At 69.0% G+C, this 12,680-nt stretch carries 15 protein-coding genes and 1 tRNA gene; 9 read left to right on the top strand and 7 right to left on the bottom strand.

Features of this window, described 5'->3' with window-relative positions; genetic code table 11:
- Window positions 1-30: 30 nt before the first annotated feature.
- Window positions 31-106 (top strand) — tRNA-Arg (locus KF708C_RS04675).
- Window positions 107-243: 137 nt separating this feature from the next.
- Here the strand turns inward: KF708C_RS04675 and KF708C_RS35445 are convergent.
- A complete protein-coding gene (locus KF708C_RS35445; protein ID WP_156173730.1) occupies window positions 244-432 on the bottom strand; it encodes a hypothetical protein in 189 nt (62 codons plus the stop codon).
- Window positions 433-480: 48 nt separating this feature from the next.
- Here KF708C_RS35445 and KF708C_RS04670 point away from each other — a divergent pair, with 48 nt between their 5' ends.
- Both KF708C_RS04670 and KF708C_RS04665 read left to right on the top strand, forming a co-directional pair.
- Entirely contained in the window at window positions 481-750 is a 270-nt protein-coding gene (locus tag KF708C_RS04670; protein WP_020200425.1) for a BrnT family toxin, read from the top strand.
- Window positions 734-1,084, top strand: coding sequence for a BrnA antitoxin family protein (locus KF708C_RS04665; RefSeq protein WP_020200424.1), 351 nt, complete (start codon window positions 734-736; stop codon window positions 1,082-1,084). Before KF708C_RS04670 ends, KF708C_RS04665 begins: the two co-directional genes overlap by 17 nt.
- Window positions 1,085-1,245: 161 nt before the next feature.
- On the opposite strand, the gene KF708C_RS04660 is transcribed toward KF708C_RS04665, so the two are convergent.
- A complete protein-coding gene (locus KF708C_RS04660; RefSeq protein ID WP_231586385.1) occupies window positions 1,246-2,649 on the bottom strand; it encodes an aminotransferase-like domain-containing protein in 1,404 nt (467 codons plus the stop codon).
- A 171-nt stretch (window positions 2,650-2,820) separates the two neighbouring features.
- On the opposite strand from KF708C_RS04660, the gene KF708C_RS04655 reads away from it, so the two are divergent.
- From KF708C_RS04655 to KF708C_RS04635, 5 genes are all read left to right on the top strand, one after another.
- Window positions 2,821-3,231 (top strand): RidA family protein, encoded by a 411-nt coding sequence (locus KF708C_RS04655; RefSeq protein ID WP_059410956.1) that lies wholly within the window; start codon window positions 2,821-2,823, stop codon window positions 3,229-3,231.
- A gap of 66 nt (window positions 3,232-3,297) precedes the next feature.
- Window positions 3,298-4,128 (top strand): transporter substrate-binding domain-containing protein, encoded by an 831-nt coding sequence (locus KF708C_RS04650; protein WP_020200422.1) that lies wholly within the window; start codon window positions 3,298-3,300, stop codon window positions 4,126-4,128.
- A 94-nt stretch (window positions 4,129-4,222) separates the two neighbouring features.
- Complete coding sequence (locus tag KF708C_RS04645) at window positions 4,223-4,876, top strand: amino acid ABC transporter permease (protein ID WP_059410900.1); 654 nt, start codon at window positions 4,223-4,225, stop codon at window positions 4,874-4,876.
- On the top strand, window positions 4,873-5,520 hold the full coding sequence (locus KF708C_RS04640) for an amino acid ABC transporter permease (protein ID WP_059410899.1): 648 nt from the start codon (window positions 4,873-4,875) through the stop codon (window positions 5,518-5,520). Before KF708C_RS04645 ends, KF708C_RS04640 begins: the two co-directional genes overlap by 4 nt.
- A gap of 3 nt (window positions 5,521-5,523) precedes the next feature.
- Entirely contained in the window at window positions 5,524-6,300 is a 777-nt protein-coding gene (locus tag KF708C_RS04635) for an amino acid ABC transporter ATP-binding protein (RefSeq protein WP_059410898.1), read from the top strand.
- 63 nt (window positions 6,301-6,363) lie between these two features.
- On the opposite strand, the gene KF708C_RS04630 is transcribed toward KF708C_RS04635, so the two are convergent.
- The 5 genes from KF708C_RS04630 to KF708C_RS04610 are packed head-to-tail and all read right to left on the bottom strand — an operon-like array spanning window position 6,364 to window position 11,343.
- Entirely contained in the window at window positions 6,364-6,795 is a 432-nt protein-coding gene (locus KF708C_RS04630) for an acyl-CoA thioesterase (protein ID WP_059410897.1), read from the bottom strand.
- Window positions 6,796-6,805: 10 nt separating this feature from the next.
- Window positions 6,806-7,960 carry an iron-containing alcohol dehydrogenase gene (locus KF708C_RS04625; RefSeq protein WP_059410896.1) on the bottom strand — a complete coding sequence of 385 codons (1,155 nt, stop codon included), beginning with the start codon at window positions 7,958-7,960 and terminating at the stop codon, window positions 6,806-6,808.
- A gap of 50 nt (window positions 7,961-8,010) precedes the next feature.
- Window positions 8,011-8,784, bottom strand: coding sequence for a short-chain dehydrogenase/reductase (locus KF708C_RS04620; RefSeq protein ID WP_059410895.1), 774 nt, complete (start codon window positions 8,782-8,784; stop codon window positions 8,011-8,013).
- Window positions 8,785-8,789: 5 nt separating this feature from the next.
- Window positions 8,790-9,623 (bottom strand): alpha/beta fold hydrolase, encoded by an 834-nt coding sequence (locus KF708C_RS04615; RefSeq protein WP_020200415.1) that lies wholly within the window; start codon window positions 9,621-9,623, stop codon window positions 8,790-8,792.
- Window positions 9,624-9,648: 25 nt separating this feature from the next.
- Window positions 9,649-11,343, bottom strand: coding sequence for an MFS transporter (locus KF708C_RS04610; RefSeq protein WP_052165761.1), 1,695 nt, complete (start codon window positions 11,341-11,343; stop codon window positions 9,649-9,651).
- A 201-nt stretch (window positions 11,344-11,544) separates the two neighbouring features.
- Here KF708C_RS04610 and KF708C_RS04605 point away from each other — a divergent pair, with 201 nt between their 5' ends.
- On the top strand, window positions 11,545-12,558 hold the full coding sequence (locus tag KF708C_RS04605; RefSeq protein WP_059410894.1) for a LysR substrate-binding domain-containing protein: 1,014 nt from the start codon (window positions 11,545-11,547) through the stop codon (window positions 12,556-12,558).
- The last annotated feature ends 122 nt before the right edge of the window (window positions 12,559-12,680 follow it).

Below are 12,680 nucleotides of genomic sequence, written 5' to 3'. Positions count from 1 at the left end.
CATTCGCGCGCTGCCAGCGTCATACCCTCCGCGCCCGTAGCTCAATGGATAGAGTACTGCCCTCCGAAGGCAGGGGTTGCTGGTTCGATCCCAGCCGGGCGCACCAATTATCACAACGGTTTCCCGCATTTTCCCGTTCTGCCCTGGCGCTCGGCTGCGGCTGAATTTCGGCCAGCTTCAGCGCTGCTTATTCACTGCGCCAAGTGACAGCTGCGCATGGCGTTGCGCCATCTCCATCGTTTTTCAGCCTCCTGATTCCCGGGGTACCTGCGGCGACGTGCCGCACCACACATGCGAGTTTGCGCAGATATGCCGCAGGTCATGCCAGCGCAACTTCGGCGATGCGGCGAAGGCGGTGGAGGTCTTCGCGCGCAGCGGGGTGAAACCGCCGCAGGACCGGCCGACATGCCCGGCATCAGCGATATTTTGCATAGGCAAAAAATCCTCGCGTGCTGGATTTGATGCCACTACAATAATTGCATGCGAATTGAATTCGACTCCGCCAAAGACGAGATCAACCGGGCCAAGCACGGCATGTCGCTGGCGGAGGCCGAATCATTCGAGATGGACACGGCCACGGTGCAGGACGATGATCGCTTCCCCTACGGCGAGGCGCGCTTTATCGCCACCGGCCTGATTGGCGAACGTGTTCATGTGCTGGTGTTCACGATGCGGGGCGAGGCGATGCGCGTCATCAGCCTGCGCAAAGCCAACCGCCGCGAGGTACTGAAATATGTCGACGAAGCGTAAGATCCACATCCCCGCCGATGACGAAGACCGCGCCCTGACCCGGGCCGCGGAGTCGGACCGGGACAACCCGCCGCTCACGGATGCGCAACTGGCGCGGATGCGCCCGGCGCGCGAGGCGCTGCCCGAGCTGGTCGGCGAGACGGCGGCCAAGGCGCTGCTCAAGCCACGCGGCCGGCCGGCATTGCCTGCGGACCAGCGCAAAGTGACGCTCAACATGCGGGCCGACCGCGATGTGGTGGAAGCCTTCAAGGCGACCGGCGACGGCTGGCAGACGCGCATCAACGATGCGCTGCGCGCCTACGCGAAGTCCCATCGGATGCTGCCGCGAGGCTGACTGGCCGCGTTCCTGCCGGCCGATTCCCGTAGCGGCGCCCCGGGCCGGCTGCATGCCTTCCCGGGCACCCGGGGGGCGAACCGTACCGTGCCCGGACTGGGCTTCCCCCGGCGTGAGGTCAAGACTCCGCCTTTCGACGAGGTTCCCGGCGCCCCCCCGCGCTACAACAACCCAGACAACCCCATCAGCGCCCGCCGCAGCGTTTCCTGATCCGGCGCCGCGTTGTGGCACACCCGCACCAGCGCGCCGCCCGTCATCGGTGTGCCTTCGAAGACGTCATACGGGGTCACGCCGATGCCCGCGCTTTCGGCCGCCCGCGCGAAGGTCTGGCCGGTCCAGTGCGTGCCGACGCGCAGCCCGAAGTAGAACGCGCCCGGCCGGGTCACTACCGCGGAGGCGGGTAGGCATGACGCGACGATGGCCTGCCGGGCGTGGGTTTCGCGCCGGATCTCGTCGACGATGCGATCCATGTTGTCGGTGGCAAGGACGTTCATCGCCACGGCGGCGTTCAGCGGCGATGCCATGAGCGTCGTGGCGCGCAGCGCGACGCCAAGCGCCCGCACGTGCTCGGCGGGCGCCGCCACGAAGCCGATGCGCAGGCCGGGGCCGACCAGCTTGGACAGGCCGGTGACGTACACCGTGCGCTCGGGCGCGTAGCTGGCCAGCGGCAGCTCGGGGTCGTTGGGCATCCAGCCATAGACGTCGTCCTCGACGATGACGATATCGCGCCGGCGGCAGACCTCGGCGATGTCCCGGCGGCGCGCCGCGCTCATGGTGGCGGTGGTGGGGTTGTGCAGCGTCGGGCAGCAGAACAGGACCCTGGCGCCGGAGCGCTGGATGGCGGTGTCGAGCGCGTCGGGCAGCAGCCCTTCGGCATCCATGCGCACGCCGACGAGCGAGCGCCCCAGCATCGTCGCCGCGGACTTCAGCCCGTAGTAGGTCAGTTCCTCGGTGAGCACGATGTCGCCGGGGCGCGTGAGCGCGCCCAGCGAGAGCAGCAGTCCGTGCTGCGCGCCGCACGTGACGATGACGTTGTCCGCGGTCGCGAAGACGCCGCGCCTGTCGAGCCACGCGGCGGCGGCCGTCCGATGCTGCGCGTAACCCGCGTCGACCTGCGTGGCCAGCATGCGCTGCGCATCGTGCGGCAGCAGCGTCGACAGCACCGCATGCGCGCCGGCCATGCCGGGCGCGTGCTCGGGGAAGTTGTGCGAGAGATCGATGAAGCCGTGCGGCTGTGAATGATCCCACAGCGACGCGGGCGCGTCGGTGGAGGAGGGCAGCGTGAGATAGGTGCCGCGCCCGACTTCGCCCTTGATGAATCCCATGCTGCGCAGCTCGTCGAAGGCGCGCGTCACGGTGCCGAGGTTCAGTCCGAGCAGCCGCGCGAATTCGCGCTGCGGCGGCAGGCGGTCGCCGGCCTTGAGGGCGCCCGTCGTCAGGGCATTGCGCACGCCTTGCGCGATCGCGAGGTAGCGCGGGCCGCGCGCGATGCCGATGGCCACCATCCACGGCGGCCGGTGTCCGGGAGCCGGCTTCGAATTGTACCAATCATTGTTCTGATCCATGCTAATTCTCCCAAAAAATCAGCACAAATCGCACTGATAATGTGCGCACATTTTTTGTGTCACACACAATTTGTACGGCATCAAGCTGCGATTTTAATACAAATTGTACTGATCCTCGGCTGGCACACGCGTTGCGATACAGGCTGTCGTTTCCAATCACGAAGCATGCCGATGTCCGATAGCCGAATTACCTGTCACATGATCGCCGGCGGGCCGACGCCGGTCGCCCCCTTCAGCCACGCCACCGAGAGCGACGGCCTGGTCTTCGTGACGGGCCAGATGCCCGACCGGCCGGGCGCGCCGGGCGTCCTGCCCGAAGGCATCGAGGCGCAGACGCGCAACGTCATGGCCAACCTGCGCGTGGTGCTGGCCGGGCTGGGGCTGACCTTCGCGGACGTGCTCGTGGCGCGCGCCTACCTGACGCGCTTCAAGGAGGACTACGCGGCCTTCAACGAGACCTACCGGACCTTCTTCGAACCGGGGCGCCTGCCCGCGCGCACCTGTGTCGGCGTGACCGGGCTCGCATACGACGCCCTGGTGGAAATCGATTTCGTCTGCCGCCGCCCGGCGGCGGCGCTTTGACCCCGATCCCCGATCCCCGATCCCTGATCCCTGATGGCTGTTCAACTCTGATTGCAAGGAAAGACCATGACGTTCAAACATTGGCTCGCAGCGGCTGCCACGGCGTGCGCCGCACTGACTGTCGGAACCGGCGCCGCGCACGCGGCCACGCTGGAGCAGATCCAGGCGAAGGGCGTGATGACCGTCGCCACCGAAGACGACTACCGGCCTTTCGAGTACGTGGAGGACGGCAAGCCGCTCGGGCTCGATCACGCGCTGCTCGAACAACTGCGCAAGTCCGCGGGATTCAAGATCGAGCAGAACATCATGCCGTGGTCGGGTCTGCTCCCCGGCGTGACGACCGGCAAGTACGACGTCGCGCTGACCGCGGTCGTCGTCACCCCGGAGCGCGCCAAGAGCCTCGACTTCGCCATGCCGATCGCCGAGGCGACGCAGTACTACGTGGTGCGCGCGCAGGAAACCCGCATCAAGTCCGTGGCCGACCTGGCCGGCAAGACCGTGGGCGTGCAGGCCGGCGGCGGCTCGTTCGCCGCGCTCGACAATCTGCGCAAGCTGCTGGCGGCCAGCGGCGGCAGCCTCGGCAAGGTCGTGCAGTACGCCTCGTTCCCCGAGGCCTACCAGGACCTGGCCAATGGCCGGGTCGACTACGTCATCAACGGCGCGCCGAACCTGGCCAGCCTGATCAAGGAGCATCCGGACCGCTTCAAGCTGGGCTCCGCGGTGGGCACGCCCACCTACGCCGCATGGGCGGTCACCAAGGGCAACACCACGCTGCTGAACTATCTCAACCAGTTCCTCGCCAAGGCGCGCGCGGACGGCTCCCTGTACGCGCTGCAGCGCAAATGGCTCGGCATGACCTTCGAGTCGCTGCCGGTCTCGCCGCTGGCCGGGCAATAACGCGACATGCGGGCGACGTGCGGGCGGCATGCGAATGGCATGCCGGTGACTCGCGCGGCCGCCGGCCGCGCCGCCCGGGCATGCCGAGGACGCCATGACGACGACATCCCTACTCACCTTGCTGCAGGGCGCCGGCACCACGCTGCTGCTGGCGCTCATCGCAATCGCCGCCGGCATCCCGCTGGGACTGATGCTGGCGCTGCTGCGGTGGCGCCGGCTGCCCGTCATCGACGGGCTGATTGCCGGCTACGTCAGCCTGATGCGTCCCACGCCGGTGGTGACGCTCTGCCTGCTGGTGTTCTTCCTGCTTCCCGCGGTCGGGCTGGAGCTGCCGCCGATGGCCGCGGCGGCGCTGACATTGGGCCTGAACACCACCGCGTTCAACTGCGAGATCTGGCGCGCGGCGCTGGCCACGATTCCCCGTGACCAGCTCGAGGCGGCGGCGGCCTTCGGCTTCTCGCGCGGGCAGAGCTTCAGGCGCATCGTGCTGCCGCAGCTGTGGCGCGTGAGCCTGGGGCCGCTGGTGAGCGAGATGACCCTGCTGCTGAAGATCACGCCGGCCGTGTCCGTCATCGGCATCGTGGACATCACGCGCGCGGCCAGCCGCATCGGCGCCCAGACCTACGATCCGCTGCCGCCGTTCCTGGCGGCCACCGTGCTCTACACCGTGATCATCGCGCTCCTGGTGCAACTGCAGCGCGTGCTGGAGCGCCGCGTGGACCAACGTTACGGATATGCCGGCTCATGAATAGCCTGAACGCCATCTGGGAGACGCGCGACGTCTTCCTGTCGGGAGCCGGCGTATCGCTGCTGCTCGTGGGGCTGTGCCTGGCCATCAGCCTGCCGCTGGCCACGCTGGCGCACGTCGCGCTGCAGGAGAGCGCGGCCGGCTTCGCGCGCGCCGCGCGGCTGCTGCTCGACATCATGCGGTGCGTGCCGTTCCTGCTGCTTGCCTACGTGGTCTATTACGGGCTGCCCGCGGTCGGAATCCGCCCGGAAGCATTCTGGGCGGGGCTGTCTTCGCTGGTGGTCTACCACACCGCCTACTTCATCGAGATCCTGCGCTCGGCCGCGCTCTGCGTTCCACAGGACACGCTGGTCGCGGCGGACGCGTTCGGCTTCCCGCGCTACAAGCGCTACACGCGCATCGTCTTTCCGCAACTGTTCGCGATCGCCGCGCCGGTCCTGGTCAACCAGTCGGTGATGGTCATCAAGGACAGCGCGCTGCTGATGATCATCACGGTGCAGGAAATCACCTTCGCGGCCAACTTCGTCAGCGCCAACTATTTCTCGCCCTTCGCCCCGTTCCTGTTCGCGATGCTGCTGTACTGGCTGATGTCGCTGCTGACCGACCGGCTGGTGGGCCGGCTGGGCAAACTCCGTATGAGGTGATTCATGGAAGACAGCGTACCCGCGGCCATCGCGGTGCGAGGATTGTGCAAGGACTACGACGGGGTCGAGATCCTGCGCGACATCAGTTTCGATGTGCCCAAGGGCACGACGACCTGCCTGCTGGGCCCGAGCGGCTCGGGCAAGTCCACGCTGCTGCGTTGCGTCAACTGGCTCGAAGTGCCGGGGCGCGGCACGATCCGCGTGGGCGGCGCGCCGATGGGGCGCACCGGCGAGGGGGCGGCGTCGCGGCCGCTGTCCCGCAAGGAACTGGCTGCCGCCCGCGGCCGCATCGGCACCGTGTTCCAGAACTTCGCGCTGTGGCCGCACATGACCGTGCTCGGCAACGTGATGGAGGCCCCGGTCCACGTGCACGGCCGGCCGCGCGCCGAGGTGCGGGCCGAGGCGCTGGCCCTGCTGGAGACGGTCGGCCTGGCCAGCAAGGCGGAGGCTTATCCGCATCAACTGTCGGGCGGGCAGAAGCAGCGCGTCGCGATTGCCCGCGCGCTGGCCATCCGCCCCGAGGTGCTGCTGTTCGACGAGCCCACCAGCGCGCTCGATCCCGAAATGGTCGGCGAGGTGCTCGGCGTCATGCGCGACCTCGCCGCCCGGGGGCTGACCATGCTGGTGGTCACGCACGAAATGGGATTCGCGCGCGACGTGGCCAACGAGGTGATCTTTCTCGACGGCGGCAAGCTGGTGGAGACCGGGCGCCCCGAGGATTTCTTCGGGCATCCGAAAACCGAGCGCGCGCAGAAATTCCTCGCGCGGTTCAATCGTTGAGCCCGCGGCGGGAATGACACCGGCGGCCGGCGCGGCCGGGCGCGCTTTCCGCTTTCCCCGCTTTCAGCGCGGCCACCGCAGCGCGTCGAGCAGCGCCCGCGTTTGCTCGGGCACCGCCACCGGCCGGCCCGTTGCGCGATCCACGTAGACGTGGACGAAATGCCCCGCCGCGCAGACGCGCTCGTCCCCCTCGCGGAAGATGGCGACCTCGTAGCGCACGCTCGACGTGCCGATGCGGCTGACCCGGATCCCCACTTCCAGCGCGTCCGGAAACGCGATCGAGCGGAAGTACGCGCAGCCGGTCTCGGCCACCAGGCCGACGATCTTGTCCGCGTGGATGTCGAGCGCGCCGCCGTCGATCAGGTACTTGTTGACCGCCGTGTCGAAGTAGCTGTAGTAGGTCACGTTGTTGACGTGGCCGTAGGCGTCGTTGTCCATCCAGCGGGTGGTGACGGGGGTGAGGCGCGGGAAATTCTCCCGGACTTCGTCGCGCATGGCGGTCTCTTCAGAAGGCGGCTTCGTACAGGCGCAGCGCGTCGTCGTGCGTGACGTCGCGCGGGTTGTTGACCAGCAGGCGCTGCTGCTTCATCGCGTCGCCGGCGAGTCGGGGCAGGGCGTCCCGGGGGATGCCGGCGGCGCGCAGCGACTGCGCGTAGGGCATCCCGGCGGTGATGTCGGTGATGGCCTGCACGAAGCGTTCGGCGGCTTCGGCGTCGGGCGCGGTGGCCAGCGCCGGCAGGATGGCGCGGCCCAGCGCGGCGTACTCGGCGGTGGCGTGGGAGAGGTTGAAGCGCAGGACGGCGGTGAGCATCAGCGAATTGCTCAGGCCGTGCGGCAGGTGATAGTGGCCGCCGAGCGGATAGGCCAGCGCGTGCACGGCGGCCACCGGCGCGTTGGCGAAGGCCATGCCGGCGAGCATGGAGCCCAGCAGCATGCGTTCGCGCGCGTCCGCGCCGGCGGCCTCGCCTGCCACCTCGCGCAGGTTGCCGTACAGCAGCTGCAGCGCCTTGACCGCGAGCGCGTCGGAGATGGCGTTCTTCTTGTGGCGGCTGGTGAACGCTTCGATCGCGTGCACCATCGCGTCGACGCCGGTCATGGCCGTGACCGCAGGCGGCACGCCGAGCGTGAGCAGGCTGTCGAGCACCGCGGCGTCGGGCAGCAGCAGCGGCGTGACCACGCCTTTCTTTTCCGAGGTGGGCGTGGTGACGATCGAGATCGGCGTGACTTCGGAGCCGGTGCCGGCCGTGGTCGGCACCTGGATCAGCGGCAGGCGCGGCCCGGCGGCGAGGCCGATGCCGTAGATCGCGCCGAGCTGCTGCGGCGTGCGCGCCAGCAGCGCCACCAGCTTGGCGGTGTCCATCGAGCTGCCGCCGCCGAAGCCGATCACCATGTCGGCGCCGGCGGCGCGCGCGGCCTCGGCCGCCTGCAGCACGACGGCCTCGGGCGGGTCGGCCTGCACGTCGGAGAAGACCGTGGCCTGGATGTCGGCGCGCCGCAACGCGGCGAGCGGCCCGGTTGCGATGCCGGCGTCGAGCACGCCGCGGTCGGTGACGAAGAAGACGTGCTGCGCGCCGAACGATTGCGCGAGCTCGTGCAGGCGCAGGGCCGCGCCCTGCGCGCAGACGATCTGCGGCGCGGTCTGGAAGACAAAACTGCTCATGGGTCGACTCCGGATGCGGGATTGCGTGGCGTGGCGGCTCGGCTGCCCGTTCAGGCGCTCATGTACTGCGCGCCGCCGTCGGCATCGATGACGACGCCGCTCAGGTAGGAGGCGCGGTCCGAGGCCAGGTAGATCACCAGGTCGGCGATCTCCTCGGGCCGCGCGGCGCGCCCGAACGGCAGGTGCCCCAGCATTTCCTCCCAGCGCGATTCGTCGCCGAACTTCTGCAGCGCGCGCGCCTTGTAGAGCTTGACCAGCCGGTCGGTCTCGGTGGGCCCCGGGTTGACGCCGAGCACGCGCACGCCGCGCGTGGTGGCGTGCGCGCCGACCGCGCGCGTGAAGGTGGACAGCGCGGCATTGCCGGCCGCGCCGCACAGGTAGTCGTAGCGCGGCATTTCCGCCGCGATGCCGATCACGTTGACGATGACGCCCGCGCCGCGCGCCATCATTTCCGGCAGCGCCAGGCGCGTGGTGTCGATGTAGCCGTGCACCTTGAGGTCCCACGCGCTGCGCCACTGCTCGTCGCTCAGCGCGGTCAGCCCGCCGCCGGGAATGGCGCCGGCGTTGTTGACGAGGATGTCCAGGCCGCGCAGCCGTTCGGCCAGCGCCTGGCGCTCGTGCGCGCGCGACAGGTCGGCGCACACCGCCTGCACTTCGATGCCCTCGCCGCGCAGCAAGCGCTGCGCCTTGTCGGCGGAGGCCTGCGTGCTGCCCGCGATGGTGACGTGCGCGCCTTCGCCGGCGAAGGCCCTGGCGCAGGCCAGCCCGATGCCGCGCGTGCCGCCGGTGACGAGCACCGATTTTCCGTTGAGATGCAGGTCCATTTCCGTTACTCCTGGCGCTCGCGGTCGACCGCCGCGATGAAGTCGAACACCACCCGGTTGAAGGCCTCGGGCTCCTCGAGATTGACCGCGTGCGTGGTGCGCGGCACGATCCACAGGCGCGCGTCGGGAATCGTGCGCTTCATGAACAGGGACGGCGCGATGCACGGCTCGTCGTCGTCGCCGGTGACGATCAGCGTGGGGACGTCGAGCTGCGCCATGCGCTCGCCGAGCTCGTAGATGGTGGGCCGGCGCATCTGGCAGCCGCGCGTGGTCAGCGACGAGCCCAGCGCCGAATGCTCGGCGAACTGGCGGTTGAAGCTGGCGAAGCCGCGCGGGTCCTTCTCCTTGAAGCGGCGCCGGATGGTGCTGTTGGCGTAGTGCACGATGCCTTCTTCCATGCCCAGGCCGACCAGCCGCTCGGCCAGCTCGCCGCTGTCGCGCAGGAACTGCGCGTGGCGCTCGGGATCGGAGCCGTGGCCGGCGCCGACGATGGTGAGCGAGCGCGCCATGCCGGGATGGGTCAGGCCGAAATTGAGCGTCGCGTAGCCGCCCATCGACACGCCGACGATGTGCGCGTTCTCCACGCCGGCCCAGCGCAGCACGCTGGCGATGTCCTCGACCGCGAGCGCCTGGCTGTATTGCGCCACGTCACCGGGCACCTCGGACGGCGGATAGCCGCGCGCGTTGAACGTGACGCAGCGGAAGTGCCGGCCGAAGAAGCGGACCTGGTCGTCCCAGTTGCGGTAGTCGCCGGCGAATTCGTGGACGAACACGATCGGCGTGCCGGTGCCGGTGGACTCGACGTAGAGCCTGGCGCCGCTGGATTGTGCAAACTGCATGATGGCCTCGATGTAAGGGCCGGCGTCAGCGCGCCGCGCGCTGCTCGCCCGCCGAATAGATGTTGACACCCTTGCTTTCCCGCACGAACACCGCGCAGATGACGAAGCATGCCACGGCCAGCGCAACCGGGTACCAGAGGCCCGCGTAGATGTCGCCGACCGCGGCGGAAATCGCGAAGGTGGTGGCCGGCAGGAAGCCGCCGAACCAGCCGATGCCGATGTGGTACGGCAGCGACATCGCGGTGTAGCGGATGCGCGACGGGAACAGCTCCACCAGCATCGCCGCGATCGGCCCGTAGGTCATGGTGCCGAACAGCATCAGCGTGATCAGCACCAGCACCGTCATCGGCTTGTTGATCTGGGCCGGGTCGGCCGGGCCGACGTGGTAGCCGTTCGCGCTGAGCGCCGCGCCGACCGCGGCGTTGAGCGCCTTGGTGCGGGCCGCGGCGTCCGGGCCGCCGCCCTCGAAGCTCTCGATGGTGGTGCGGCCCACCACGATGCGCGCGGGCTGCCCGGCCGGCAGCGTCTCGGACATGTAGTTGAGCCCGGCCTTGGCGATGGCGGCGCGGGCGATGTCGCACGAGCTCTTGAACTCCGAGGTGCCGGCCGGGTTGAACTGGAAGCTGCATTGCGCCGGGTCGGCCTGCACCGCGATCGGCGCCGACTGCTGCGAGCGCTCCAGCGCCGGGTTGGCGTAGTGGGTCAGCGCCTTGAACAGCGGGAAGAAGAACAGCGCCGCCAGCAGGCAGCCGGCCAGGAACACCGGCTTGCGCCCGATGTGGTCCGACAGCTTGCCGAAGATCACGTAGAACGGCGTGGTCACGATGGTGGCGACGATGATGAGCAGGTTGGCGGTGCCGCCGTCCACCTTCAGCGTCTGGGTGAGGAAGAACATGGTGTAGAACTGGCTGGCGTACCAGACCACCGCCTGCCCCATGACGATGCCGAACAGCGCCAGCAGCACCAGTCGCAGGTTGCGCCACTGCCCGAACGCCTCGGAGATCGGCGCCTTGGAGGTGGTGCCTTCGCGCTTCATGTGCTCGAACTCCGGCGACTCGTGCAGCTTCATGCGGATGCGCAGCGACACCAGCAACAGCAGCAGCGAGACCAGGAACGGCACGCGCCAGCCCCACGCCGTGAAGCTTTCCTCGCCGAGGAAATAGCGCGTGGGCAGGATGACGGCCAGCGACAGCAGCAGGCCCAGCGCGGCGGTGGCCTGGATCCACGCGGTCTTGCCGCCGCGCTCGTGGTTGCCCGCGTGCTCGGCCACGTACACCACGGCGCCGCCGTACTCGCCGCCGAGCGCCAGGCCCTGCAGCATGCGCATGGCGACGAACAGGATCGGCGCGGCGATGCCGATGCTGCCGTAGCCCGGCAGCAGCCCGATGGCGAAGGTGGCCACGCCCATCAGCGCGATGGTCATCATGAAGGTGTACTTGCGCCCGACGAGGTCGCCGACGCGCCCGAACACCAGCGCGCCGAACGGGCGCACCGCGAAGCCCGCGGCGAAGCTCAGCAGCGTGAAGATGAACGCCGCGGTCGGGTTGACGCCGGAAAAGATGTTGGCAGAGATCTGCACCGCGAGGGAGCCGGCCAGGAAGAAGTCGTACCACTCGAACATGGTCCCGAGGGACGAGGCCAGGATCACGCGCCGCTGCGAGCCTCCCGGGGCGAGCAGGGGCGGCGCCGCGGCGAGGGCGCTATCCAGTCTTGCAGTCATCGTTTGTCTCCGTCGAATATCGGCCGGCCGCGCGCTCGCGCCGGGCGTCGCCTCTTTGGCAAGGCTCCCTTTTTGTGGCATCAAGTATAGGGAGGACTTCAATCGAGTAAAAATATTGAATCGGTATTGCTCCATCGCTTATTCTTATCGAATGCCCCGCCGCCGGCGGGCGCGGCGGCGGATCGGGAGGGCAAGCGCGGGATGGAATTCAAGCAGTTGAAATACTTCGTCAAGATCGCCGAGCTGGGCAACATGACGCGCGCCTCCGAGGTGCTGTGCATCGCCCAGCCCGCGCTGAGCCAGCAGATCGCCAACCTGGAGGCGGAGTTCGGCACGCGGCTGCTCGACCGCGGCGTCTACGGCGCGCGCCTGACCAGCCCCGGCGAAGTGCTGTACGGCTACGCCAAGTCGCTGCTGCGGCAGCAGGAAGACGTGCGCCAGGCGGTGTCGCAGGAGGCGCTGCATCCGACCGGCCGCACCGCCATCGGCATTCCCGGCAGCACCGGCAAGATGCTGGCCGAGCCGCTGCTGCGCGAGATCCTCGCCAACGGCGCGATCCTGCTGGAGATCGTGGAGCGGCCCAGCGCGGAGCTGGTCGACCTCGTCGCCGCCGGCAAGCTGGACATCGCCGTCACCGTGGACGCCCAGCCCCGGCGCGGCGCGCAGATCACGCCGCTGTTCACCGAGGCGCTCTACGCCGTGCTGCCGCAGGCCGCCGCCGGCGAGCGGCAGGCGCTCAAGCTCCGGGAGCTCGCCGACAGCCCGCTGATCCTGCCGAGCGCGCCGAGCACGATCCGCCAGCGCGTGGACGCCGCGCTGCTGCAGAAGCGCCTGAAGTACCGCCTGGTCAGCGAGATCAGCGCCACCGACATGCTGATCCGCCTGGTCGCGGCGGACCTGGGCTGGACCGTGCTGCCGTGGTCGGCGCTGTCGGACGAGGTGTCGCGCCAGACGCGCATCGCCACGCTGCCGATCTCCGGCTACCGGCTGGACCGCGAGATCTCGCTGTGCGTGTCGGACGTGCTGCCGCTGAGCCGCGCGGCCGAGGTGGTGCGCGCCACCGTGATCGCCATCGTGGGCCGGCTGCTGGCCTCGGGCGCGTGGAAGGGCACGCAGGCGCTGCCGGGCTCGCCGCTGACGGCGCGTCCGCCGGCACCGCGCTCATCGGCGGCGGATGCGCCGGCAGCGGATTCGCCGTCGGCGCATCCATCGTAATTTCCTATTGACCCATCCACATTCCATATTTTTTTGCGAGCGACGGCGTTCTTATACTGGTGCGTACCAGAGGCCGCCGGCATCCGTGCCCGAGCCGGCCATCGCAAATGAACGAGGAAGGT

The organism is Cupriavidus basilensis (genome assembly GCF_000876015.1).
Lineage (GTDB): Bacteria > Pseudomonadota > Gammaproteobacteria > Burkholderiales > Burkholderiaceae > Cupriavidus > Cupriavidus basilensis_B.
The sequence above is the reverse complement of the archived record's forward strand: the minus strand, read 5'-3'. Positions and strand labels throughout refer to the sequence as shown.